This window comes from Jutongia huaianensis (assembly GCF_014384985.1).
Lineage (GTDB): Bacteria > Bacillota > Clostridia > Lachnospirales > Lachnospiraceae > Jutongia > Jutongia huaianensis.
The window spans coordinates 18,338-44,905 of sequence record NZ_JACRSX010000005.1 but is presented as its reverse complement, the minus strand read 5'-3'; the positions used below and the strand labels follow the sequence as shown (position 1 = coordinate 44,905).

Below are 26,568 nucleotides of genomic sequence, written 5' to 3'. Positions count from 1 at the left end.
CGATTTAGTAAATCATGATTTGGTAATATTCCACCCAAGATTACATAAAAAAACAAGAGGCGTAACAAAATTCTACGATGCAAAATAGGAAAAACTCAACAACCCCCTTCGTATTACAATGAAAACACATTGTACATAGGTTTATCGGCCGGAATTCGCAATATATCTTAACAGTGATAAACTATACTTTAAGTTGACTTATTGAATATCAAAATGATATCATAGAACCTGATACAATGCAGTCATTCACCATACTGATGCATGGAAACATCCCCGCATCCACTGGGGACAAAATGCCTTTTGCCCCATATCACCAAAATACAAGGAGGATAACAATGAAGAAAACGAAAAAACAACTCATTTCCGGTCTTGCAGTCCTAGGACTCCTGACCACCACGATCCTGTCGCCGGTTCAGACCGGTCGGGCTCAAGCCGCCGCCAAGATCAAGGTCAATAAGACCAAAATAACCGTATCCATCGGAAAAACCGTTACGGTAAAAGCCAAAAACATCAAAAACAACAAATTAAAAGTGAAAATCTCTAACAAAAAAATAGCAAATGTCAAAGCAGTAAAGAAAAACATCCGCATCACCGGCAAAAAAGCCGGAGCTGCAAAAATCACAGTTTCTGCAAAAGGCATGAAAAAATGTGTCATCAAGGTAACTGTCAAACCGGCTGCCAACGTAACATCCCCTGTACCGGCTGCAACCGCTTCCGCTGCGCCAAAGGCATCCAATGTGCCTGCTGCTTCCGCAAGTGCTGCGCCAAATCCTGCCGGGACAACAGCGGCAGTTCCAAGCAAGGCTCCGGACAGCAAGCCGACAGACGCTGTAGATGAGCCAAAATCCTGGGATGAATATCTGAAAGCCGGTCTGATCACGGTCGAGAATGGTATCCTTACCTCCTGCAGCGACACCATATCCGGAGAGCTTGTTATTCCGGAAGGCATAACCGAAATAAACGACAATGCGTTTAGAGGCTGCACAAAATTAACAAGCATCTCCCTGCCGGATGGTTTAAAATCTATTGAGGGCGATACATTCAAAAACTGCAGCAGCCTGACTAACATCATCATTCCAAAGACAGTATCTTTTATCTCCTCCGTTGCTTTCGAAGGAACTCCTTGGTTAAATAATCGTATGCAGACAGAGGATTTCGTGATCATTAATGATATCTTATATCGTCATGGACCAAAAACAAGTGGAGATATCGTGATCCCAGACGGAGTCACCATCATTGGAATAGACGCATTTGCCTCTTGTAAAGATCTAACCAGCGTCTCCATTCCTGATGGAGTTACAACCATCGATTGGGGAGCATTTGAGGGATGCAATAATTTAAGCAGCGTTACCATTCCTGAAAGTGTTACATCCATTGATTATTATGCTTTTGAAGGGTGTAGCAGTTTAACCGGTATTAAGCTTCCGAGCGGTATAAGCAGTATTGAGGGAGGCACATTTAAAAGTTGCAGCAGCTTGACAGCCATTGATATTCCGGATAATGTAACCCGTATTGGTTACAGTGCTTTCGAGGACTGCAGTAACTTGGAAACAATCAATATTCCTTTCGGTGTCACGGAGATTGGAGAAAATGCATTCAATGGCACGCCATATTTAGCGAATCAACTGCAAAGCAACGACTTTTTTATAATAAATGGCATTCTTTTGGATATCAGTGAAAATGTCAGTGGTGATGTTACGATTCCCGACAATGTAACTAAAATAGGAGACGAGGTTTTTGAAGAATCTACTTGGGAGGATAGTGATCATAAATTAACCTCCATCACACTTCCGGATACCATAACCGAAATCGGTAGTTGGGCTTTCGGAAACTGTGCTAATCTGGCATCCATTAATATTCCGGACAAAGTGACAACAATTGGATCCTGTGCTTTTGCCGGCTGCAGCTCATTAACATCGATCACTCTGCCTGATGGCATTGAAAAAATCAGTTCCGACTGCTTTAACGGATGTAGTGGATTGACCTCCATTAACATTCCAAACAGTGTAACATGCATTGATTACAACGCTTTTGCTGACTGCTCTAAGCTGACCACGCTCAGCATTCCAAACACTGTAACCACCATTGAAAGAGGTGCTTTTAGAAATGTTCCTCTGGTCATTTACGATGGCACCGCCACAAACTATTCTGAGTGGGATGCAGAAAAAGTGGTAAAAAGTGACGGAACGGTTCTTTACCCTTGGTAAAGTGATGATAACATTGACTATGATGATTGATTATTGATCAAACGAATCATTTGGTCTTATCATTAAGTGAGTAAACGAAAGGCTGTCGAACTATTTATTTAGTTCTACAGCCCTTTTTCATTTATCCAATCAGGACCTTTTTCCCTTCAAACGCAAATCCATAATGACGGATCCTGTCCACCGGAATTCCACGAGCTAACAGTTCAGCATCATAATTTTTCTCGGAAATCTGATCCAAAGCGGACTGTACGGTATCTTGCAAAGAAGTTTCTTCCTCCGGTTCATGTACTTTAAACTCAATAATGATTGCATTATCATTCTTATTCAATGGGGTCAGCATTACATCATATCGTCCATATCCACTTTCCCGATTAGAACGTATTTCATATTGATCCCTTAATTCTGCCAAAAGCCCTAAAACAAATCCGTGATAAAATCTCTCCGGCTGATTTTTCTCAGAAGGTTTCTTTCCGGCATCAAAGCTGCTGAAGGTAGCAAGTGTCACATCATTCATGTAAATATTCATTTCCTTTAAGCTGCCTTTTAACAATGCCTTAACAAAATCATTATAGTTCGCATCGGAGTTCTGAAACCACCCCCGAAACATTGTCATAAACATACTCAATGTCTCAATATTCGTAATCTTCAACGTGTACCATGGTTCTCTTGTAATTCCGCGGTAATCGACCTCTTCCACCTTCAGGTAGCCACTGGCAAGCAAAAGACTCCAGATCGCATTTTCATTTTGATCAAGCTGGTTATATACGATCTGCTCATCAAAATTCACAACAATCGTCTTTCCCTGCAGCAGATCCTCCATCTTCTCTTTCACGTCTGCAGATGACATCCGGATCAACCGGTTCACAAGTCCATTGGAACTGGTCGATGCCCAATATGGATATAACTTCCCTTCCTCCAGATAATTGGTGATCGACCATGGATTATAAATATCTCTTTTCTCTCCGAAAGTAAAACCATCATACCATTTTTTTACTTCCTCTTTCCTGTCCCCCATTCCATAATCATCTAATGCAGAAAAAACTTCCTCCTCTGTAAAACCGAAACAATCCGCATACAGATCTGACGTTGTTGTCACCACCCGGAGATTGTTCAAATCTGAAAAGATACTCTCTTTCGACACCCTCGTAATTCCGGTCATGATTGCACGTTCCAGAAAAGGATTTGTCTTAAATGCAGCATTAAATAAACTTCTGATCAATGATGTAAATTCATCCCAATAGCCTTGAACATATGCCTCCTGCATTGGCGTATCATACTCATCCAAAAGAACAATCACATTCTTACCGTAATATCTGCTCATATATTCGCATAGGACACTGATAGAGGTGGCCAATCTTGCATCTGACATTTCCACAGATATCTCCCGATATTCCCTCTTCTCTTCCTCGCTGAGGCAATCAGACTCTGCCAGATACCCATTTCTCCGATAAAGCCGGACGATCTCCTGCTTGATCTGCTCTTTTACATCTGACAGATTATCCGCCTTCACCGCAGCAAAGCTCAAAAAGATTACCGGGTATGTCCCCTGCAGCTTCCGATATTTTTCCTCCTCCCAGATAGAAAGCCCTTCAAACAGATCCGCCCGATTTGCATATTTATTGGAAAAGAAACATTCCATCATGCTCATATTTAAGGTTTTACCAAAACGACGGGGACGTGTGATCAATGTAATATCATCTTCCTTTTCCCACCACTCTTTGATAAAATTAGTTTTGTCAACAAAAAAGTTGTCATGCTCCCGTAAAGACGAAAAACTCTGCTTTCCTATACTGATCGTTTTTTTCATACACTCACCTGCCTCCCTCATTCGCCATCAAACATTATTAGTTATATTATAACGATATTTTTACTCCAGCACAAGTCGAAACACAGCCATAAAATGCGGCCAGAATGACAAAAATGAATGGAAATCATCCCAAAATGCCCAGTAACACGTTTCTGCCTTTCTCCATCCCTCCGAAAAAAACAAAATCCCCTGCAGACCGCTGTCTACAAGGGATTCTCTCTACTGGGCTAACCAGATTCGAACTGGTGAATGCAGGAGTCAAAGTCCTGTGCCTTACCGCTTGGCGATAGCCCATTATTCTATTGTGCTTTCCTCTGCATTTCCAGAAAAGCACCATTTATAACAAAAATCCCTGCTATATGATATAACAAGGATTCTAAGGTGGATACTGGGATTCGAACCCAGGGCCTCCAGAGCCACAATCTGGCGCGCTAACCAGCTGCGCTATACCCACCATAAATATAATGTGGCAAACTTTTCGCTGGTACGAAAAGCTGCTTACTTAACAAAATCAGAGATATCAGCAACAGCATCCTCTCTGATCAACGTGCCAGAAGGGATTCGAACCCCCGACAAACGGCTTAGAAGGCCGTTGCTCTATCCAACTGAGCTACTAGCACAAAGAGCGGGTGATGGGAATCGAACCCACGTATCCAGCTTGGAAGGCTGGTGTTCTACCATTGAACTACACCCGCATAAATTGGAAAGCCCAAAATCAACTTCCCTATATTAAATTTATAACTTGCGTCACAATCGGGGTGACAGGATTCGAACCTGCGACCCCCTGATCCCAAATCAGGTACACTAGCCAAACTGTGCCACACCCCGAAAAGTTTTAAGTCATTTCCGTGACGCAAGTAAGAGTATATTATACTCGGCTCAAAATGTCAACACTTTTTTTCGATTTTTTTTAATTTTTTTCATCTTTTTTTTCAAGAAAGCTTCGAAAGCCCTTTTCTACCTGCTTTCGCGGCAACATAACACGATGTCCGCATCCCATACATTCCATTTTTATGTCCATACCAACCCGCACCAGCTTCCAGCGATTTTCTCCACATGGATGCTGTTTTTTCATTTTGATCACATCACCAACATGAAGTTCCATCCTTATTTCCCCGCTTTCTTATTTTATTTCCTGTAAGGATTTTCTCTCATCATAACATTTCTACTATATTTTTGTAAATATCTGTATAAACAGTTCTTTTTCCACACAAGGAAAAAACTACTTGCATACATTCCGAAAAGGATGTATATTATACTTCATAAAGTAGTTTTTAATACTATGTGTATTGTATTTGTAAACCATTTTTCATTACATGGATAATTCAATAGAACGGAGGGATATTATGACTACACTTACAAATTCACAATCCTATCCGGGATCAACGGCTATTTCACAATCTCCGGCTGTATCCCATACAACATTCCGCTTAAAGGACCCAGCCAGCGCTATCACCCATTTTATTGGAATGGTCGCCGCTGTCTCTGCAGCACCATTTTTATTAGAAAGGGCCGCGCAGACCGGTCATATCAAAAGTATTGTTTCCAGTCTCTTATTTATTATCAGCATGATTCTGCTTTACGGTGCCAGTACCTTCTACCATGCTGTCATAACTAACGACAGAGCAACACTTCTGCTGAAGAAGCTGGATCATATCATGATCTACTTTTTGATCGCCGGAAGCTACACTCCGGTCTGTATGCTGGTTCTGCCATCGTCTATCGGTACACCTTTATGCCTGATCGTCTGGGGACTTGCTCTGGCCGGTTTATTCCTTACGGCGGTCTGGGTTGATTCTCCAAAATGGCTCAACTCCACCATTTACATCGCTATGGGGTGGCTGTGTATTTTTGCAATCCGCAGTATTTATCACTACATGTCCCCTCAGGCATTCTTCTGGCTGTTTGCAGGAGGCGTTATTTATACGATCGGCGGTGTGATCTATGCCTTAAAACTTCCTGTATTTAACCGGCTGCATCCGGGCTTTGGCGGCCATGAGATCTTTCACCTTTTTGTTATGGGGGGCAGTCTCTGTCACTTTATTATGGTGTACAGCTATCTGTTAAAATAACAACCGATATTTTCTAAGAGCATTAAAAAAAGGGCAAAACCTGCGTTTTGCCCAGCGATTCTGTCATTTCCCGGCTTGCTTTCACTACTTCATCTCTACCAGCTGGATATCCTGCATCCAGTCATAATACGGACTGATATCCTGTGCAACCGTCTCCAGATTCACTCTTGCCGTACTGAATATGGTCAGATTACGTTCCTGGTATACCGGGACTTCTACCGCCCAGTCAAGGATTTTATCATAACTCTGCGCATAGAGAGAGATGCTTTTTTTCAGCTTTACCGCTTTCATACTATCCTCAATATAATCATCCAGATCACTGTCCTGAATCCGGAAATAATTCCGGCTTCCTGCCGTTTTGTCCTTTTGTAGGCGACTATGATACATTGCATACATATCTCCATTGACTGACGTCTCTGCCTTGCCACACCAGATCTGCGCCGTTCCCTGCTGCAAATGCTTTTCAAGCTTCTTCTGACTGCAACCTTCTTTCAGCTCCAGCTTTAAGCCAAGCTGTTTAAACAGCTTCCGGGCATTTCTGGCAATCGTAAGCATACCCTGCTGCTGTGCATCACTTGGAATGTAAATAATATATTTCTTTCGTGTATTTTCCGGAACCTCTGTTATTACGCCCTTTTTAACCTTAAATCCAGCCTTTTTCAAATATCCCAAAGCTGCTTTACATGCCGCCTGAGCACGCTCGTCTACGCTCATATTGCTATTATAGACCACATTGCCATCTACATCTTTGTTATATGCCTGCTCATACTCTTCATCCTCTGCCTGTGGCACAGACCAGGATATCTGGGACGCAGGATAGTCAATTACTGCGGCTCCCTTCTGGCTCAGCTCTACCATATTGCTTCTGTTACAGCTAAATAAAACCGCAAAGGCTTTTCGCATATTTTTTGAACGTGTACTGTCCGCTTTTCCGTCCACGCACACTTTCTCTGCATTCATACCAATATAATGATAATAATCTCCATCCCACAGCTTACCGCCATATACTCGTCCTGTGAGCTTACCGCTGGAATTCTCCTCTGTGATGATATCTATAACACTGTTGGATGCACTCATATCCACGACATCGAAATCGCCATTGGTCAATGCCTCCAGCTTCTGCACGTCAGATGATCCCGCTACCTCCTTCAACTGGACAAATGCCGTTTCCGGACATCCACGGTAATACTTTTCATTGGCCTCGTAATATACAATGCCCTTTTCATATTTAATATACTGATACGGTCCTGCACCAAACGGTGCATTTTTCTTTTTGACCAGGCTGGAAATATCTCCCTTTTTAAATCCAAAGCTTCCTGCCAGCACATTAAATTCTTTCTTGTTTCCATAAAACTGCAGGGAACAGACCGGAATATTTAACGCCGTAAGGGCATCGCGGTCATATCCCCTGACCGTCACCTTCACTTTATAATCTGTCACCTTTTCAATCCCATCGATATCCAGAGCACTTTTTCCCTTGTCCTTTCCGGAAGTACCGCGGTATTTTTCCAGACCAATAATCGGAAGCTGTCCAAAGGTCTCCGCCCCCTGATAGCTGCTATCTGCAAACGCATACATAGAAAAGATCACATCATCCACTGTCACCGGAGATCCGTCGCTAAAGGTCAGATCCTTCCTCAATGTAATGATATAAGATGTGGTATCTTCATCGTGATCACGACGAATCTTTATATTGGCAGGACCCTCATAATAAAAAGTCTCTCCATTAAAACGACGTTTCTCTCCTTGAATCGCATGCTTTACCACAGCCCCTTCCCTGTCAAAAGTCAAAAGATGGAGCTGCGTCAGATTGACCGCTTTTTGATCCGCTTTATTTTTATCTGAAAATGGATTGAATTGCTTCTCGAAGGCATCACATGCCACCACAAGAGGCACATCCGACTTATCCTTTCCCTTGCCTCCTGCCTCAACCTTTGGCAATTCTGTTACCTTTTCTGACGACACATCTTCCGTCGCTGCCGGCTCCTTCTTTTTATCTTTTTTATTCCCAGAACATCCCACTCCACTGACGGAAACACAGAATATCAGCGCAAGCGCCAGTCCTTTCTTCCATAAATGATGCATAGTTACCTCCTCAATCATATACTATTCTTTTTTAGCATACCACACAAACAATTTTTGGGCAACCCAAAAGGGCTGCCCGACAGTTTCCTGTCAGACAGCCCCATATACAATGAGAAAGAGAGGATCATTGTACTATCAGGTCCTGCCGGATATTACTATCCGGGGCATAAAGGGCATCAGCCCTTTACGCTTCCCAATGCAACACCCTGTACAATATGTTTTGAAAGTATCAGATAAACAAGGATAACCGGGAATATAGAAAACGCGATCATCATGTAAACCTGACCCATATCAAACTTCAAAAAGTCTGCACTACGTAAGTTGGCAATCAATACCGGAAGTGTCTTTTTCTTGTCATCCGTTAAGATCAAGGATGGAATGAAGTAGTTGTTCCAGCTTGTTACAAATGAGAAGATTGCCTGTACTGCAATTGCCGGCTTCATAATTGGAAGGATCATCTGATTGAAGGTACGGAACTCGCCGGCACCATCAATACGGGATGCTTCAATAATCTCAATCGGCAGTGATGATTCCATATACTGCTTCATGTAGAAATATGTTACCGGTGAAGCCACAGCCGGTACTATCAATGGAATAAAACTGTTCATCAAGTTCATCTTCATGATCAGCTGCAGGAAACCAAGAGCGGTAACCTGAGTCGGGATCATCATGATCATCAGGATGAAAGTATGCATAACTTTTTTCAATTTAAAGGTATACACATGAAGTGCATATGCCGTCATTGTTGAAAAATATGTTGTTAATACAGCACTCAGTGCAGCAATGATAACGCTGTTGATCAAACCGTTCCAAACCGGCTGAGAACCATTGATAATCGTATTGTAAAAGTTCTTAGCAAAGTTTGTACCCGGAAGTGCATGGAAACCTAACTGAATCTCACTATGTGTTCTGGTAGCATTTACGAAAAGTACATAAAACCAGAACAAACATAAAATCGTGATAATGATCAGAAAGATGTATGCAATCGCGCGACGTGCATGAATGCCAAATCCCTCTTTTGTAATCTCATCACTTGGTGTTCTTGAATTCGCCATCGTTAATCCTCCTTTTTCTGTGCAAATGCCTTAAACACGATCAAGCTCAGGATACCCGTGATAATAAACATTACAACGGACAATGCGCCACCCATACCGTAGTTCTTACTAAACAGGTGCTTGTTCAAGTACATGATCAGTGTCATTGTGGTCTGAGTCGGCTGACCAGTTCCGTTTGTTAAGATCTGTGGAACATCGAACATCTGCAAACCACCAATCAAGGAAGTAACTAAAACGTAAACCATAATCGGTCTTAACAGCGGCATAGTAATCTGCCAGAATACCTGTGTGGATGTTGCTCCATCCACCTCGGCAGCCTCAAACAGTGATGGATCAATACCCATCATACCTGCCATCAACAGGATCGTTGTATTACCAAACCACATCAGGAAGTTCATGAAAGCAACCAAACCTCTTGCACTCCATTTATTTGATAAGAAGTGGAATGGCTCTTTCAGCAAGCCAGCGCCTGTCAGCATAGCATTTACAGGGCCTGTATCTGCAAATAATGCGAAGAACAGCATTGCAAATGCGGATGCCATGATCAGGTTTGGCAGATAAATGACTGTCTTGAAGAAACGGGAGCCTTTAATATTCAGTCTCATATCGGAGAACCATGCTCCCAGGATCAATGATACGATAATCTGTGGAACAAATCCAAGTACCCACATAATTAAGGTATTTCTTAAATACAACCAGAAGTATCCTCCGGCAAACAATTCCTTGTAGTTATCCATCCCTACGAAGTTCGGTCCGACCTGAATCAAACCGGAACGATAGTTTTCATAAAAACTGTTATAGACGGTACTAATCAAAGGAATCAGCTGGAAAATAACATACACAACAACAAACGGAATCAGGAAAATGTAACCCCATTTATTGTGTTTTTCAACTTTTCCTCGTCTCTTTGGAGATGTGCTCATTTCTTTTTCTCTCCTTTTTTAGGTATAAAATGTGCCTGCCTACGTCCGTAAGCAGGCACATCCAGATTCATGTTACATTTTATACGCCCGAGCTATTAGTGTGTAAGGTCAGGGTACTTAGTCTCAACTGACTGATAGAACTGCTCCAGAGCTGCATCATAATCAGCGTTGCCATCGAAGTAATCCTTCATAGCCTTCTGGAACTCCTCGTTACATCCCTGATCATAAGATGACAGGTTGCTGAGGTCAATGCTCTCAATACCGTCACAGAAGATTGGAAGTGGATTCTGTCCTCCAAGGATTGTGTTCTTGAAGCTCTTATCCTTAGAAAGAGTATCCATTGCAGACTTGTTGTTTGCGAAATCGTTATCTTTCTTAACGATGTCTGTCATGATTGACTCATCTGTTGTCATCTTCTCGATGATATCCTTTACAAGAGAAGAGTTATCTGTGCCGTTTGCACCACAGATCCAAGTACCGCCCCAATAGAAACTCTGAGGTCCCTTACAGAGAGCCCATCCGCCATCGATACCAACAGAGCCCTTCTTATCAGCGCTCATTGAGAAGTTGAAGAACCAAGCTGGTCCAAAGTAAGCAAATACGTTACCACTCTTCATGAAGCCCTTGCTCCAGTCAGAAGACCAAAGATCATATGTAGCTGTCTCTTTGTTATCAACCATTTCCTTGGACATATCAACCCAAGTCTTGATGTTCTCATCAATGTTGATCTTGCCATCCTCTACCCACTTAGATGTTACGTTGTTAGAGAATACACGGTATGCATCGTTTACAGATGCTGTTGCAAGATATCCTTTATCTTTCAGCTTAGCAGCTGCCTCTTTGAAAGCATCCCAGTCAGAGAAGATTTCCTGAATCTTATCAGGCTCATCTGTTCCGAATACCTTCTTTGCGATGTCACGACGGTAGATCATACCAGCCGGGCAAGCCTGCCATGAAGATCCTTTAAGCTTTCCTTCAGCATCTCTTACGATATCCTGTGTGTACTTGTACTGGTTTGAAAGTGAATCCTCAGAAACACCAAGATCGTTTACAACGTCTACTGTGTAATCTGAGTTTACATACTTCAGTGCGTAATCAGCCTCAACAAGGAACATATCAACCTTATCATCAGCCTTAGCGTCTGCCTGGTTCAGAAGTGCCTGATCCAAAGCGTCCTGATAAGCGTTACCCTCGTTAGCAACCATTGTCCACTTAACCTCTACATCGCCGATCTTACCTTTCCACTTACCAGTCTTCTTATATCCTGGATAGTGATCCTCGATACGGCTCTTGAACTCATCGTTCCAACAACGAATGTTAAGAACTTTACCACCGTCAGAAACCTGAGCTGTAGATTTCTTCTCAGATGTTGCGCTTGAAGCACCACTTGTTGCATTATTGTCTGTTCCCTTGTTTGTGTCGTCTGCAGAACCGCCGCAGCCTGTTAACATTGTTGCAGCCATTGCTGTACACAGAAGTACACTTAATACTTTCTTTCTCATAAAAAGCCTCCTCTAAATTAAATTGTTTGCTTTATATTTATGCTGCACCCACAGCAGAAATATCATGGTATCACCATTCTTAAAATGTAACCATCCTTACGAAAATGATTACGTTGTTTAGGAACGTTCCCTCAACTTTTTCCGTAAGACCACTATAACACATGTCAGCAAATTATACAAGTATTTTTTTGATTTTTTTATTTTTGTTGTCATATTTGACTACATTTTGTGATGAGAATGTGTCCCAACCCACATAATGTGGGGATTTTCGGTAAAATGTCATAAAAAACCACTTACATTAAACATTTTCGTTCGGCACAACTTATATATTCAGAAATTCAAAGGGATTCTGCGGGTCACTTCTTAAAAATGCAGTAAACAGATATGCTGCCCGAAGGGAAACAAGCTCCTCCCGCAATATTCTTTGTATCTCCTGCTTATCCGCCAGGATCACCTGAATATCTTCTGTTGCCTCCGGCGCTCTCCTGTCCATATCCCCATCCGCATAGCCAAATACCGTCACATCACATTCATCAGACATTCCCTGGCTCTGTATAAAAGGACGAAGAAGTGACGGATCATAGTCCTGATAGGGAGTAAAAGTAAATCCTGTCTCCTCTTTCAGTTCACGGACTGCCGCTTCCATGGGATCTTCTCCCGGATCTACAAGTCCTGCCGGCACCTCATACATATAATCGTTGACCGGATAACGAAACTGGCGCAGGATCACCAGCTTTTCCGGATCACGGCGGTAAACCGGATAGATCACCACTCCGTCCGCCCGAAGCATGCCGGTCTCATACATCAGATCCCCCGGCTCTCTTCTTGTTGCAACATAATATGGGAAGTGGACACCGTCCCTCCGGACGGCATCCACTTCATACATGTTGAGAAATTTATTATCTGTCTGGCGTTTCAGGCCATTTCCATGCGCTCTTCCCTGCATATTTTCTGTCCCTTCCAAATCATTTCTCTTTCCTGTCGCTTATCTGTTACAGGCAATAAATATCTATGACACCAAATGTAATCAGTTTGTTACCGGTGTTATAGCCAAAGCCACACTCTACACTGAAGTCAAGAGGTTCTCCATTCTCGTCCTGATCCATCGTCATATATTTATAAATGATCGAGGTCGCTTCTGTGTTGTTCTTTGTGGTATCAATCGCATAAACTACAAAGCTGAAGGCATCTTCACAGCTGTCCCCTACAAATTCTGTCGCTCTATAGTAGTCTCCATAATATTCTTTAAAACGATCTTTCCATGTCGTTCCGTCCGCGCTGCTCTGCTGGGTCTTTCCGGCAGCCGCCATCTCTGCCGCCTGAACCTGGGCGATACCGACAGCACTCGGACCCATTGCCGCTTTTCCCTTAAATACACGGAACGCACTGACGAAATCACTCATTTCCGAACGCATGGTATCCACCACTTCCTGGCTATACTGACAATTTTTGGGAATGATCAGATTATCCAGCTTGGAATTCAGGCTCTTATCAAAAATCTGGACACCATATACGCCACCGCCGCCCTGATGATCCACAAAGGCATTGACAAACGCACTTCCCTTTTCATAACTGTATCCGGCTTCGTAATCAAAACGGCTCATGCTGGCAAATCCATTACCGGTGAGTGTATCTGCGGAATCCCCGGAGGAAACCAGATCTGCATAACGGAAATATGCAGAAATTGTTGACATTTCCACTACCTTATCATCCCGAAACTGCATTTCAAAATAATTGGTATAATCTCCGGATGGGTTGTAAATATAAGACTCATTTCCCTGCGGAGAAGTGCCGGTGCTGTCCGGTCCCGCTCCCATTGCGGTCTGTACCTCTGCCTTTGTCATTCCTAAGGTAATGTTAAACTTTCCTACAGCCAGTGTATTCTCTGCTGCCGTGGATGGCTTTACCTGCTGGGAGGTTGTGGTGGCAGGCTTGTTGCTGGCTCCCGGCTTATTGGATGGCTTGGCACTTGCTCCCGGCTTTGCCGATGGTTTTGCGCTGGAGCCCGGTGCCGCAGAAGCATCCGGTGCCCCTGATTCCACGATACTTTCACCCCTGCCCTTTACCGTCACCTTGCAGACATATTTTTTTCCACCGCATTTGGCGGTAATTTTGGCAGTTCCCTTCTTTTTGCCTTTTACAACTCCCCTGGCAGTAACGGATGCAATCTTCTTTTTGGAGGATTTCCATTTCACCTTCTTTTTGGTGTTCTTTAACTTCAGCTTCACCTTTTGTCCAACCTTCATGGTCACCTTCTTTTTGTTAAGCTTCACCTTTCCTTTGGCGCTGGCACCTCCCGGAAGGACTGCCGTTGTAATGACAAGTGCTGCTGCCGTAATGACAGCAAGTCCTTTTCTCCAATTTTTCTTCATGATAATCACCCTTTCCTTTCTACTACAATCTGAATATCTCCTGTTGTCTTTTTCTGCAAAATCGGAGGCAGAATCTGCTGCCTCCGAATATACCGTTTATTTTGCTATGTGCGTCAGTCACGGATAATGTCAGCAAATTTGCCGCCTGTGACTTTACACAGATCCTCCGGTTTCAGAATGATCTGCTCTCCAAGCCGGCCTCCGCTGACGATCATCTCCGGCAGTCCGGCCGCACTTTCGTGGATCACCGTAGGAAACTGCTTTTTCATACCGATAGGGGTACAGCCTCCCCGGATATAACCGGTCACCTTGTTAATATCCTTGACCGGCAGCATTTCCACGCTTTTTTCTCCGACGGCCTTCGCTGCTTTTTTCATATCCACTTCTTTGTCTACCGGAAGAGCAAACACATAATATTGTCTGCTTTTTCCTGTCATAACTAAAGTCTTGAAGGACATATCATAGCTTTGTCCCAGCTGATCAGCAATCGTCACTCCGTCAATGAATTCCCCACATTCGTAGGTGTTTAGCTGATACGGAATTTTCTGCCGGTCTAAAATACGCATTGCATTTGTTTTGGTTTCTTTTCCCATAGATGCCTCCTGATTATGTCAATATTTTTATTTACAATGGCTCATAAAAATCAAATGCAGAGAATGTCAGTTTATTTCCAGACGTTGTATTGGCAAAGCCACATTCAATATGCAGATCAGATACTTCCTGCATATCCCCATTCTTATCCGCACGCTCTGTCATCAGAATGTATTGATAGAATTTCGTATCAGAACCCTGCTTTGCAATAGCGTAGGTCACTGCAGAAAATGCGTCCGGGCTTCCATAGGAAGTATATTCTGCTTTGCAGAACAAACCCCCGCCATTATTGTAATTATCATCAAAACGGGTTTCCCAGGTTGTACTCCCCTCATCCATCGTATCGCTGTTATGCTCCGCCATATACTCACTATGCGACTGTGCAACGCCCTCCTCAGAAATAGACATCTCATATACACCATGGTACACACGATATGCGTTCAGATAATATGCTGACAGCTTTGCCTGATACTTATTCACACCGGAATTATAGGTACAGTTTTTCGGGTACAACAGCTTATCCAGTAATCCCAGATTTTTATCGAAGATCTGAACACCATAAACCTGCCCGCCTCTCTGGGAATCTACTACCACATCAATATATTCCTTGTCTGTCGATTTGCTATAAAGTGTATACTTGTAGCTTCCGCTTTTATCAGAGAAACCTTTGCTGCTTAATGCAGAGGTGGTATTTCCCGACTGTACATCATCTCCATAGCTAAAGCTGCCGATGGTTGACATTTCCACAACAACATTATTCTTAAACTGCACCTCAATCACTTTCTTAAAATCATCACCAAGATTAAATGTATATGATTCATAGCCCTGTGGTGATGTTCCTCTCGGCGCTTTACTATAAACACTTGAGCCTACTACCTCTTGTACCTGTGCCTTGGTCAATCCCAGACTCAGCTTATACTGCCCAACCGTCAATATCTTTCCCGGATATACAATTGGTTCAGCAGACGGCGATGTGGTCGGTTTCGTGCTCGGACTCGTCGTTGGTGTCGCGGTCGGTTTTGTGCTTGGACTTGCCGTCGGTTTCGTGGTCGGCTTCGTGGTCGGTTTTGCGCTTGGACTTACCGTCGGTTTCGTGGTCGCACTTGCGGTTGGTTTCGTGGTCGGCTTCGTGGTCGGTTTTGTGCTTGGACTTACCGTCGGTTTCGTGGTCGCACTTGCGGTTGGTTTCGTGGTCGGCTTCGTGGTCGGTTTTGTGCTTGGACTTGCCGTCGGTTTCGTGGTCGCACTTGCGGTTGGTTTCGTGGTCGGCTTCGTGCTTGCGCTCGCTGTCGGCTTCGTGGTCGCACTTGCAGTTGGTTTTGTGGTCGGCTTCGTACTTGCGCTCGCTGTCGGCTTCGCACTTGGACTGGCAGATGGTGTACTCGTTGCCTTTTTGTTCCAGTTTGCGATGTATTTCTTATTTCCTGTGCTTCCCTTTGTAATGACCACATTTACCTGCGGCTCTGTGCCATTATTGCCAATCCAGCCGGAGAATGTATAACCATCCCGAACCGGAACCGGTAATGCAATATCCCCGCTCTCAATCGTATATGCACTCATTGGAGTCAGACCGCCCCAGCTTCCTCCGTCAAGATCATACTCAATCTTATATTCTGTGGTCTTCCAGACTGCCTGATAGCTCTTATCTCCTGTATTGCCCTGAGATATGGTAATGGAGGTCTGTGGTGTATTACCATTGTCTCCAGCCCAGCCCTCAAAGGTGTAGCCTTTTTTCACCGGGATCTTGTCGGAATAATAACCTGTCTCAATGGTGTATGTCTTATCCGGAAGCTGTCCCTGGACAAAAACGCCTCCATTCAGTTCATAATCAATAGAATACTGTGTTATTTCCCAGACTGCCTTCAACGTCATATCAGATGCCGGCATCTTCTCTCCGTCTACAACCGGAAGATCATTCTGCTTCAGCCAGCTTTTGCAGTGATATCCTGCTTTTAATATATCTGTCGGTGCCACAAGAGGCTGACCATACAGTATATTTTCCCGAATCGCGGTCTGCTGATCTTTGCTGCCACCGTTCAGCTCCCATGTCAGTGTATAGCTTTTTCTCTTATAGTAGAAACGGGCAACTGTGTTCTCTCCCTTTTTTACAGATACATCTTCATTTTTGGAATCATCAGGCTCAAAACCAGATTGGGGATAGTCAGACGCTCTCACAATAGCATCTGACAAAGCACTGATTCCTTCTTGCGTTTTGGTTGGTACTGCAGAATATGTACCATCCAGATTCTCCAGATAATATTCTGCTGTATATACTGTGCTTGCCCCTGAATATACCCATTCGATCATCAGACTGGTTGTCTTTGTGACTTCCTGATCAAAATCATACAACTCCGGCTCGGTATCCAGTTCTTCATCCGCATACCAGTACCAGCCCTTGAAGGAATAATTATCTTTTCCCGGCGTAAAATCAGGTTCCGCAGCCTTTTGTCCCTTACGGACCACCTGCTTCTCCACGTTTCTCAGCAGGGAACCGCCCTCATCATTAAAGCTGACGGTGTAATAATCAACATATACTTTCTTAAGATGCTTGCCATCTACCGTTACATCCACTCCGGTATCCTCTGTGGTCTCTCCATCGAAAACATAAATATCGTATGTACCTGCCTGAACTTCCATCCCATCTTCAAAGAAATCTTCTCCCTGCTTTCTGAGATAGTATGTATTGGCCGGGCCGTCCCATGCGCTGACATCAACCGTTACTCCGTCCTTCCGGGTAATGATCTGTACCTCAGAGGTATATGGATTCGGTGTCTCTGTCGCCTCAACCGGTTCCGGTTCCTCCGTCTCCACAATAATCGGCTCTCTGGAAGCAGTAACCTCCGGTGTCCCTGATGCGCCCGGTATAACAGTTGCTTCCGGACTGCCTGCCGGGTCTGTGCCGGCAGAAGCAGACGGCTTTACATCTGCACCGGATGTCGGATCAACATCTGTGGAAGCGGACGGCTGCACATCTGCACCGGATGTCGGATCAACGCCTGCGGAAGCGGACGGCTGCACATCGGGGCTGCCGGTTGGAGAAACGGACGCTCCCGGATCACCGGATGGCCCCGGCTTCTGACTTGCTCCCGGACTTACCTTGGCTGATGTCTTTGGCGTGCCTGTCGCTGCCACCTGGCTTGTCGGCAAAGGAGTCACCGGAACCGCAGACGAAACATCTGCCGAAGGCATACTGTCGATCGGATTTCTGACTGTAACGCGGCATTTGAGAACCTTACCGCCCACTTTTGCCTTGATCACGGTTTTTCCGGGATTTTGCGCCTTTACGATTCCCTTTTTATTGACAGTTGCAATTTTTTTCTTGCTGCTGGACCATTTGACCTTCTTTTTGCCCGCATTTTTTACCCGAAGCCGGGTGGTTTTGCCGACCCGGAGCGTTGCTTTCTTACGATTAAGCTTCGGCTTCCTCGCCGCCGTTACCGATACCGGAATCTCCGCACCGGTCACTACCATCGTAAATGCCATAGCCCAGGCTGCAGCTTTCAATACCTTTTTGTTTCTCCTCATTTTTACACCTCATTTTCTAATCAATCTCCCTCAACGAAAATCATTTCGTAACATTTTGCAGATAATAACATAATATAGTATATAAGCATTTTTTTCAATCTTTTTAGAATTTTTGCATAATTTTTATAAAATTTGCCATACTATTTGTTGCAACAATCACAATACTGTCGGAGAGAATATTCCGACAGATTCATTATCACTCAGAAAAGAGGTAATATTATGGCAAAAAATTCATCAAATTCATCAAATTCATCAAATTCAACAAATTTCGACAACAGCTACAATTCTTCAAAAAATGCAAGCAACACTTCAAAGAACACAAGCAATTCTTCCAATGCTTCTAACAAAGCAAAGAACAGCAGCAAGAATTCTACGAAGAACTGCCACAACGCTTCTGACGAGTCAGACTGCTACTAAATATCATCCGGGGCTTTGGCCCCATTACATAAACACGGAATCAGGGGGCGGTCCCATGAATTATCAGGTTATATCAGAAAAAACATTATCCCACTATCTGGAAATGCCCGGACTTCTTCTGGTGGATCTCCGCAGCCGGGAGGATTACGGCAAAAATCATATCCCCGGTGCCATCTGGCAGGACTGGGAACACATTGTTGATGAGTTTTCCGGTCTTCTTGCCGGTTTCGAGACAGATCACGGTACACTCCCTGCGCATATTGTCCTGTACTGTGATTCCGGACACATCAGCCTGATCACCGCAAGAGATCTGGCCGTCCGGGGATACCCGGTCATGAGTCTGAACGGCGGCTTCCACCGCTGGCACGGTCAGACCGTTTCTTGAAAATCAGACTTTCTTCTGCTAAAATTGGGGCGGAGGAAAATACAATGGATAGTTTTATTTTTAGTATAAATGCAACCGTACCTGTATTTGCTATGATGATCCTTGGAAATATTTTTAAGCGGATCGGCATCATTGATGACCACTTTGCCTCTGTGGCAAACCGCTTTGTTTTCAAGGTCTGCCTGCCATGTCTGGTGTTTCTGGATCTAGCTGATACAGACATCCGGCATCATTTTAATTTTAAATATGTGGGATTTTGTTTTGTAGCAACGCTTTTTTCGATTGTATCCATATGGGTTCTGGCAAAGCTGTTTCTGAAGGATAAGCACTCCGTAGGTGCTTTCGTACAGGGTTCCTACCGCAGCAGTGCCGCTATTCTCGGTGTTGCTTTTATTCAGAATATTTATGGGACTTCCGGAATGGCTCCGCTGATGATCATCGGTTCCGTTCCTCTTTATAATATCTTTGCCGTGATCGTGCTGACCTTTGAGAGTGGTCATGACAGTACGGATTCCTCTGACAATATCCGCAGAGCCTTTATCAATATTTTAAAAAATCCGATCATCATTGGTATTTTTGCCGGACTTGTGGCATCCTATGTGAATCTTACCCTGCCGGGCATGGTCACGAAATCCATCAACAATCTGGCAGTTATGACATCGCCTCTGGCACTGCTTTCCATTGGTGCAGGCTTTGAGGGCCGCAAGGCACTTGCCAAATTGAAGCCTACCTTTGTGGCTTCCTTTATGAAGCTTTTAGGCTGGGCCGGGATCTTCCTGCCTATCGCCGTATGGCTGGGATTCCGGGATCAGGAGCTGATCGCCCTTCTTATTATGCTGGCTTCTCCGTGTACACCCGCCGCCTACATTATGGCAAAAAATATGGATGGTGACGACATTCTGGCCTCCAGTATCGTTGTCGCCACCACCCTGTTATCCTCTGTTACTCTGACCTTCTGGATCTTTGTACTGCGTATGATGAGCTATATTCATTGACAAAAACTTACCATACCAAACATCCCGGCACGCCCGTAATATTTCTTATGCCAGAGCATCATTTCATTAACTTGTTTAACTGATCTGCCTGGGCAAAGCTGCTCATCTCATAAAGCACCAGCACTTCGTCCGCAGGATTTTCTTCCAAATATTTCTTAACGGATTTCTTAAAATAACGCAGATCGATCATCCGGATCTGTGCGTAATCTTTCATCAAAAACGGCACCATGCTGTTGGCAAAGGAATCTTTAACGATCAGAAGCGTCCGGTCATTGTCCGGATTTTTTACTTTGATATCTACTTCTCCGTAATTTCCGCCAAAGTAAACCGCATATTTGTCTTTTTGATCCTTTTTGGTCATATCATACACATCATCCCTTGTCTGACCATCACAGGTAATCTCTGCCTCCGGCAGCTTTTCCGGAATCTCTATGGTATCCGGCACGGCATCCCGGTCCAGTGCCTTGGAATATAATGTTCCATAAAAATCATCGCTGATATTTTGAATGCCAAAGGAAGCATAGGAGGCTGCTTTTGTTTCTACGCTCTCACAGTATGCCCGGTATCCCACATACGCCCCATACTGGGTCCAATGGTGATCCGTGCGATAATAAACCTGCGTTTCCTTCTCCTGCTTTCCGTTGTCCTTTGTGCCCTTGTCTGCTTTTCTCGCCTGCTGCAGCTCCGGGCGGATATCTAACAGCTTTGCCCCCTGCAGCGTTTCCCCGGCTGTTTTGTACATCGCATCGGCATCATACAGAGAAGCATGCACCGGCAGCTTATCCTTCAAAATCCTGCCCGGCGGCGGCACCAGCATCACGGTAGTCTGTGCTCCCGGACTCAATGATGCCAGACGGTTTACAAACCGCAGATTCTGAAAATAATCTGTCCGGGAAATATCCTGATTCATAATCTTTTCAAAATAATAATGATCTTTTCCCAGATAAACGCCACCGATATCCTTCATTCCGATCCACTTTTTGACTCTGGTGGAAAGCCCGGTCCATCCGTCTCTCCCCGGAAACTGATCATTAAATGCATTGGTAAGCTCCTCCTGTGTCTCGCCTGCCATGACATCCTCCACATTGACCGAGGGAAACTGCGTCAGATAGCGGTTTTCATTGTCAGAATATTCTTTCTGTCCCTGTGCCGCCGCAACTCCGCCGGCCGCCAGCACTGCCGTAAAAAGTACGACGGATATGAATTCTTTCTTTGCCATTGCTTTCTCCTGTCCATAAACGATTGCTTAAAAACGGAAATATAAAAACGGATTATAACTGCCGCTGACCAGTAATGCCACACTGACCAACAGAAGCATTGCCAGCCACACAAGCCGGATAACAAATGCAATGCTGTCTCCCCATACCGGCGATACTGCCAGAAGTTTTTGCTGCAGCCGGTCATACAGTCTGTCTGCTGCTTTCTTCGGCAGCTTCAGACTTCCCAACAGCAAAATTATCAAAAACAATCCATAAGTACTCCAGTAATAGAGTGATATTTTATTTCCTGCCACGGTATCCACGCCAAACATGGTTCCCAGATAGGTGAGTAACCGGTTCATATCATCACATGCAAAAACCGCCCAGCCAACGACAATAAAAAACAGGGCATACAGATGGCGGAATATCTCCGGCCATCTCTCCATCTCCCGCAGCAAAAACAGCTTTTCCACCAGCAGCAGAACAAAAAAGTAAAGTCCCCACAAAATGAAATTCCAGCCGGCACCATGCCACAAACCTGTAAGGAACCAGACTACCAGCAGATTAAAGATCTGACGGATCATCCCTTTCCGGTTGCCTCCCAGGGGAATATAAAGATACTCCCGAAACCATGTGCTCAGGGTAATATGCCAGCGTCTCCAGAACTCCGTAATGCTTTGGGAAATATAAGGATAATTGAAGTTCTCCGGGAAACGGAATCCAAACAGGTATCCCAGTCCGATCGCCATATCGGAATATCCGGAAAAGTCAAAGTATATCTGAAAAGTATAGGCGATTGCTCCCAGCCATGCCGATGCCATACTCATATCTCCAGGCTGCAGCACGGAAATCTGATTCCATAATGCACCGATCTGATTCGCCAGAAGCACCTTTTTGGCAAGTCCCAGAATAAATCGCTGCACTCCGTAGAAACGCTCCTCCCAGTTTCCCTTGCGCCCTTTGATCTGGTCCTGGATATCACTGTAGCGCACAATAGGCCCCGCAATAAGCTGCGGAAAAAGGCACACATACATGCCAAAGTCAATAATATTATGCTGTACCTCTACCTCGCGGCGGTATACGTCAATAGTGTAGGATAACGTCTGAAATGTGTAAAAAGAAATACCGATGGGAAGTGCCAGCTTCAAAAGATGTGCCGGATTTCCTGTGAGCTGCGATATACTCTGCAGTACAAAATCTGTATATTTGAAAAAACATAAAATGCCAATATTTATCACAACAGAAAGAACAAGTACCCATTTCCGGTATTGTGGTCTCCCTTTGCGGTCCAGGTACTCCATCAGCAGACCGTTACAAAAATCAAATACTGTGGAAAACAGCATAATAACAATATACCGCGGTTCCCCCCAGGCATAAAAAAACAGACTTGCGACAAACAAAAAGAAATTGCGGTATTTTGCCGGACAGATCGCATAACCGATCAGCACAGCCGGCAAAAATCCGCAAAGAAATACCATACTGCTAAAAACCATTTTTTACCCCTTATATCTACTTGATCTGTGAAATCTTTCCAATCAGATATGCATTCCGTGTCATGGAAATATTATTGATAAAAATAACATCCTGCACTTTCTGCTGCTTTGCCAGACTGGAAATACTTCCCTTCCAATAACGGTAATCAATCACATAAATCTTCTCATAATGATCGGCCAGATACGGCACAAAAGCATTACCATAGGATTCTTTTACAACAACGCAGCCGGAACCATCCTTGATCTTTTTGTTATGGATCACGGTATACGGATTATCTCCTGCCAGAAAAGCACAATATTTTAACTGAAGGCTGTACTTTTTGCCATTGGCGATCACAGAAGACTTATACTTACCACCATTCTGATCGTGATATGTCATAGTCATCTTTTTATGATCTACCGGAAAATACGCCTTTACGTTATCTCTGCGCAGAGACTTGTTATGATCAGTATCCAGATAAAAGGAACCCAAAAAGCTGCCAAAACCCTCCTGATGATAATCAGAAAGCTCATGCCCCTGTATTCCCTTCGCCTCACAGAACTGGCGGTACGCATAATACGCCCCTTTACTGGTCCAGTGATGATCCGTCCGGAAATAAATATATTCCTTCCGGTGACTCATCAGCGTATCATACAGAGACACCGTCTTTACCTGACGATTCATTTTTTTGTATATGGAATGAATGGATTTCTTCTGATTCGTAGAATTAACCTTTGAGGTCTTATTGTCCGGAAATGTAATGCCTACACTGGTGGGCACCACGATATCATAAACATCTGCCTTGCCCTTCAGACCGGCTGCAACATGATTGACCACAGAGGCATAGTTTTTGGCAGAGCTGTCCACATAATTGTACAGCTCATATGCACTGTCCCCCACCTTTACCGTACCTCCAAAGCTCTCTACTTTGGCAGTTGAGGTAATTTTGGCATAAGATTTTTTGGTTTTCGCCTCCGGTGTCTGCGTTGCCGTTTCCTCTTTCTTTTTGCCCTCGGATGTCTCTGCTCCCGCAGATTTTTTGTTTCCGTCAATGGAGATTTCTCTCACCGCATCTGACGAACTGCTTTTGTCTGTGGAATTATTCTGACCACATGCTGATAAGCTGACAACACACCCCACCGTTATCATAAAAAGTGCAAACCTTTTTTTCATCTCGTTCCTCCGCCGCAACACATTGGTATCTTATTTTTTCCCTTTTAACTGCTCTCTGATCACGCTGCCTGCCGTGTCCTTGTCTCCGGACACACATGCTACAATGTACTTTCCACTCTGAAGAATCACCGCATCGTCAATCTTTTTGGCCTCCTTCGGCAGGTAATCCTGAAAAGACTGCCGCATATCTGTCAGATGCTTCTGTACATTTTCAATCTCCTGATCCATCTGATCCTCGTCCTCCACTGTGACGATCAGAAGCTCATCCGCACTTGTTCCTTCTCCCATATACAGCTCGGTCCTGGTATTCTCTGATGCCGTCGTTATCATACTCTGTGCAACGGAATCTTCCATCTTCTCCAGCTTTGTATCAAAGTCAACCTTTTTGATCACGGTACCTGCAAATGCCCCGGTATCCAGTGTACCGTCCGCCTGCTTTGCCTTGTCCTTATCATCCTGTCCCGAAGGTAAGCTGCGGTCCTCTATCTCTGCCGACACCATCATGCCGGTGCTTTTCTCCATACGAAATGCCCAGATGGAAACAGCCAGTGCCAGCACACCGCACGCCAGCAGTATATATAGCTGTTTCTTCTCTTTATTTATAATCATGGTAACCCTCATTTCAATGTTTCTCTTTTGCGCTTACAAACAAAGCACCAATATGATTATATATTCGTCATTTCCTATAAGTCAATACATTTTCACGTTTTTGCGCAATTATGTTGTTCTGTATTGTCAAAATGCGCAGATTTCTGTTTTCTAGCGGGTGGTCAGCCGCTCTAATGCCTTCTGCGGGATCGTTGTGTGACAGGCAATATTTAATACGCTTTCTGTCTCATTCGCCGCATTATAATACCACATTGCCGCCTCCTGATCCTCTCCACATGCCTCATAATAGGCTCCCAGCTCACAGCACAGCTCCGCACAGCCTCCCATTGCGGTTCCCTTGAGAGCATATGTCATGAAATGATGGATATCGCCCTTGAGCCGGTAAATATGCGTCAATACACAAATCGCTTCCAGAATCTCATCCGTACTGCGGGACGGCTGCTCTACCGATTCCAGAAAGCTCTCCTCTGCTGCCAGAAAATCCGCATCCTCTCCCGCAATAAAAAGCTCCATGGCATACATATGATGAAGCTTTGACGACAGGACAATCCCCTTCTCATGGAGCCGTTTCAATGCCGACAGATCTCTGGATCCGTGACTTTCTTCCGGCCGGTGAATGATCTCGATCTCACTGTCAAAAACCACCGGGTCCAGACGCAGCGTTTCATGAATGGGATCGATCCAGGTAAAGGAGCGTTGTCTGCGGTAAAGCTTTGGCCGGAGCTCTCTTTCAAAATTACCTGTGGTATTGTAGTCTCCCAGATCATTGCAGTAATACATCTGCACGATCTCCACCTCCGGCAGAAGAACCTCCTTCAACTGTCTGATCTGCCGGTGATTTTCCGGATCCACAAACTCATCCGCATCTGCCGTGTAAATATACTCCATCGTCGCTTTCGATGCCGCAAAATTCCTTGCTGCCGCAAAATCATCGATCCATGTGAAATCATAAATCCTATCTGTATACCTTGCCGCAATCTCTTTGGTTTTGTCCGTCGAACCGGTATCCACAATAATGATCTCATCCATCAGATCAGCCAGAGAATCCAGACAGCGTGCCAATACATTTTCTTCATTTTTTACGATCATACATAAACTGAATGTAGTCATCTTCTCCCTCACTTTTCTTGTCTATAAAAGCATCTGGACCAGTTCCATCAGAAATGCTGCGGCACATGCCCCCACAGCCACCTGTAAAAGCCCTTTCCGCCGATACGAAAGAATCAGTGCCACAATCGTTCCTGCTGTCCCGGAAACAACAGATCCGGTAGATGTAAAAATAGCCGGAAATGTCATGGCTCCCAACACCGCATAAGGCACATAGAATAAAAAAGAACGGACAAATTGATTTTCCAGCCTGCCCCTGCACAACACAAAGGGAATCATCCGGATCAGATATGTCACTCCTGCACAGATCAGCAGGTATATAAAAAATTGCATTGTGTCCATATGTAAACCTGCCTTTCTTTATTCGTCAACGGGATACAGCCACGCCCCCATTGCAGAAGCCGCTACCGCACAAATAATAATTACAAATCCGGAGGATATGTTCTTCAAAAACGGAATCCAGCGGAAACAACAGCTCATTGCCACTGCTGCCAGTATCACCTTCAGACAGGCACTGTCCGCCCTTGCCTGCGGGATAATAATGGCAAGAAACATACCATAGATCGCAATGCCCAGTGCATCGCTTACCATTGCCGGCAGCACACCTCCCAGCAGTGCACCAAACAGCGTCCCTGCCTGCCAGCCAATAAACGGAATACTGATCAGACCGTACAGATAATACTTGCTGACCTCTCCGCTGCGGCTGGATGCCACGCCAAAAATCTCATCTGTAATACCAAAGCTTGTGGCAAAACGGTGAGGCAGTGTCATGGAGCTATCCAGCTTCTGGGACAGAGACAATGACATCAACGCATAACGCAGATTAATAATAAACTGCGTCAATGCCATTTCCATATATGCTCCGCCTGCCACCATAATATCCAGTCCGGCAAACTGTCCGGCTGACGTAAGATTGGTCACAGAGATCAAAAGTGCCTGCCACCATGTCATCCCTGCCGAGACCGCCATCAGCCCAAATGTAAAGCTTACCGGTACATATCCCATAGCAATGGGGATGCCGTCATGCATCCCCCGTTTAAAATCATCCATTGTATTCCTTCCTGCCCCTTT

The 26,568-nt window shown here is 44.5% G+C and carries 22 protein-coding genes and 5 tRNA genes; 5 read left to right on the top strand and 22 right to left on the bottom strand.

Annotation, left to right across the window (positions count from 1 at the left end):
- Positions 1–335: 335 nt before the first annotated feature.
- The gene (locus H8704_RS05775; protein WP_249297650.1) at positions 336–2,207 is read left to right on the top strand and encodes a leucine-rich repeat domain-containing protein; all 1,872 of its coding nucleotides are present in this window, start codon (positions 336–338) and stop codon (positions 2,205–2,207) included.
- A gap of 121 nt (positions 2,208–2,328) precedes the next feature.
- On the opposite strand, the gene H8704_RS05770 is transcribed toward H8704_RS05775, so the two are convergent.
- The 7 genes from H8704_RS05770 to H8704_RS05740 all read right to left on the bottom strand — a co-directional run bounded on the left by H8704_RS05770 (position 2,329) and on the right by H8704_RS05740 (position 5,119).
- Positions 2,329–4,014, bottom strand: coding sequence for an AAA family ATPase (locus tag H8704_RS05770; RefSeq protein WP_249297649.1), 1,686 nt, complete (start codon positions 4,012–4,014; stop codon positions 2,329–2,331).
- A 222-nt stretch (positions 4,015–4,236) separates the two neighbouring features.
- Positions 4,237–4,308: transfer RNA gene (locus tag H8704_RS05765), tRNA-Gln, on the bottom strand.
- Positions 4,309–4,394: 86 nt separating this feature from the next.
- A tRNA-His gene (locus tag H8704_RS05760) sits at positions 4,395–4,468 on the bottom strand.
- A gap of 92 nt (positions 4,469–4,560) precedes the next feature.
- Positions 4,561–4,634: transfer RNA gene (locus tag H8704_RS05755), tRNA-Arg, on the bottom strand.
- A gap of 4 nt (positions 4,635–4,638) precedes the next feature.
- Positions 4,639–4,709, bottom strand: a tRNA-Gly gene (locus tag H8704_RS05750).
- Positions 4,710–4,767: 58 nt separating this feature from the next.
- Positions 4,768–4,842 (bottom strand) — tRNA-Pro (locus tag H8704_RS05745).
- 82 nt (positions 4,843–4,924) lie between these two features.
- A complete protein-coding gene (locus H8704_RS05740) occupies positions 4,925–5,119 on the bottom strand; it encodes a DUF951 domain-containing protein (RefSeq protein ID WP_022464704.1) in 195 nt (64 codons plus the stop codon).
- 241 nt (positions 5,120–5,360) lie between these two features.
- On the opposite strand from H8704_RS05740, the gene trhA reads away from it, so the two are divergent.
- On the top strand, positions 5,361–6,086 hold the full coding sequence (gene trhA / locus H8704_RS05735; protein WP_022464705.1) for a PAQR family membrane homeostasis protein TrhA: 726 nt from the start codon (positions 5,361–5,363) through the stop codon (positions 6,084–6,086).
- A gap of 84 nt (positions 6,087–6,170) precedes the next feature.
- Here the strand turns inward: trhA and H8704_RS05730 are convergent, their stop codons facing one another.
- The 8 genes from H8704_RS05730 to H8704_RS05695 all read right to left on the bottom strand — a co-directional run bounded on the left by H8704_RS05730 (position 6,171) and on the right by H8704_RS05695 (position 18,139).
- Complete coding sequence (locus H8704_RS05730; protein ID WP_249297648.1) at positions 6,171–8,171, bottom strand: ABC transporter substrate-binding protein; 2,001 nt, start codon at positions 8,169–8,171, stop codon at positions 6,171–6,173.
- Between the two features lie 176 nt (positions 8,172–8,347).
- Positions 8,348–9,226, bottom strand: a complete 879-nt coding sequence (locus H8704_RS05725) for a carbohydrate ABC transporter permease (protein WP_022464707.1) — start codon at positions 9,224–9,226, stop codon at positions 8,348–8,350.
- A gap of 2 nt (positions 9,227–9,228) precedes the next feature.
- On the bottom strand, positions 9,229–10,149 hold the full coding sequence (locus H8704_RS05720) for a carbohydrate ABC transporter permease (RefSeq protein WP_249297647.1): 921 nt from the start codon (positions 10,147–10,149) through the stop codon (positions 9,229–9,231).
- A 95-nt stretch (positions 10,150–10,244) separates the two neighbouring features.
- Entirely contained in the window at positions 10,245–11,651 is a 1,407-nt protein-coding gene (locus H8704_RS05715; RefSeq protein ID WP_022464709.1) for an ABC transporter substrate-binding protein, read from the bottom strand.
- Between the two features lie 322 nt (positions 11,652–11,973).
- Entirely contained in the window at positions 11,974–12,597 is a 624-nt protein-coding gene (locus H8704_RS05710; protein ID WP_283241949.1) for an NUDIX hydrolase, read from the bottom strand.
- A 46-nt stretch (positions 12,598–12,643) separates the two neighbouring features.
- Positions 12,644–14,023 (bottom strand): Ig-like domain-containing protein, encoded by a 1,380-nt coding sequence (locus tag H8704_RS05705; protein ID WP_249297646.1) that lies wholly within the window; start codon positions 14,021–14,023, stop codon positions 12,644–12,646.
- Between the two features lie 113 nt (positions 14,024–14,136).
- Positions 14,137–14,616 (bottom strand): Cys-tRNA(Pro) deacylase, encoded by a 480-nt coding sequence (ybaK, locus tag H8704_RS05700; RefSeq protein WP_249297645.1) that lies wholly within the window; start codon positions 14,614–14,616, stop codon positions 14,137–14,139.
- 31 nt (positions 14,617–14,647) lie between these two features.
- A complete protein-coding gene (locus H8704_RS05695; RefSeq protein WP_249297644.1) occupies positions 14,648–18,139 on the bottom strand; it encodes an InlB B-repeat-containing protein in 3,492 nt (1,163 codons plus the stop codon).
- Between the two features lie 219 nt (positions 18,140–18,358).
- Between H8704_RS05695 and H8704_RS05690 the strand changes: the two genes are divergently transcribed.
- The 3 genes from H8704_RS05690 to H8704_RS05680 are packed head-to-tail and all read left to right on the top strand — an operon-like array spanning position 18,359 to position 19,936.
- Positions 18,359–18,556 carry a hypothetical protein gene (locus tag H8704_RS05690; RefSeq protein ID WP_249297643.1) on the top strand — a complete coding sequence of 66 codons (198 nt, stop codon included), beginning with the start codon at positions 18,359–18,361 and terminating at the stop codon, positions 18,554–18,556.
- A gap of 55 nt (positions 18,557–18,611) precedes the next feature.
- Positions 18,612–18,941: a rhodanese-like domain-containing protein gene (locus H8704_RS05685; RefSeq protein WP_249297642.1), complete on the top strand. Its 330-nt coding sequence runs from the start codon at positions 18,612–18,614 to the stop codon at positions 18,939–18,941.
- A gap of 44 nt (positions 18,942–18,985) precedes the next feature.
- Positions 18,986–19,936 carry an AEC family transporter gene (locus H8704_RS05680; RefSeq protein WP_118679046.1) on the top strand — a complete coding sequence of 317 codons (951 nt, stop codon included), beginning with the start codon at positions 18,986–18,988 and terminating at the stop codon, positions 19,934–19,936.
- Positions 19,937–19,994: 58 nt separating this feature from the next.
- Here the strand turns inward: H8704_RS05680 and H8704_RS05675 are convergent, their stop codons facing one another.
- From H8704_RS05675 to H8704_RS05645, 7 genes are all read right to left on the bottom strand, one after another.
- Positions 19,995–21,155: a DHHW family protein gene (locus H8704_RS05675; protein ID WP_249297641.1), complete on the bottom strand. Its 1,161-nt coding sequence runs from the start codon at positions 21,153–21,155 to the stop codon at positions 19,995–19,997.
- 27 nt (positions 21,156–21,182) lie between these two features.
- Positions 21,183–22,628: an MBOAT family O-acyltransferase gene (locus H8704_RS05670; protein WP_249297640.1), complete on the bottom strand. Its 1,446-nt coding sequence runs from the start codon at positions 22,626–22,628 to the stop codon at positions 21,183–21,185.
- A 16-nt stretch (positions 22,629–22,644) separates the two neighbouring features.
- A complete protein-coding gene (locus tag H8704_RS05665) occupies positions 22,645–23,781 on the bottom strand; it encodes a DHHW family protein (protein WP_249297639.1) in 1,137 nt (378 codons plus the stop codon).
- A 30-nt stretch (positions 23,782–23,811) separates the two neighbouring features.
- Positions 23,812–24,390, bottom strand: coding sequence for a DUF4358 domain-containing protein (locus H8704_RS05660; RefSeq protein ID WP_182458391.1), 579 nt, complete (start codon positions 24,388–24,390; stop codon positions 23,812–23,814).
- Between the two features lie 150 nt (positions 24,391–24,540).
- Positions 24,541–25,500 (bottom strand): glycosyltransferase family 2 protein, encoded by a 960-nt coding sequence (locus H8704_RS05655; protein WP_249297638.1) that lies wholly within the window; start codon positions 25,498–25,500, stop codon positions 24,541–24,543.
- Between the two features lie 21 nt (positions 25,501–25,521).
- On the bottom strand, positions 25,522–25,839 hold the full coding sequence (locus tag H8704_RS05650) for an AzlD domain-containing protein (protein ID WP_022464721.1): 318 nt from the start codon (positions 25,837–25,839) through the stop codon (positions 25,522–25,524).
- Between the two features lie 18 nt (positions 25,840–25,857).
- On the bottom strand, positions 25,858–26,547 hold the full coding sequence (locus tag H8704_RS05645) for an AzlC family ABC transporter permease (protein ID WP_249297637.1): 690 nt from the start codon (positions 26,545–26,547) through the stop codon (positions 25,858–25,860).
- Positions 26,548–26,568: the final 21 nt, after the last annotated feature.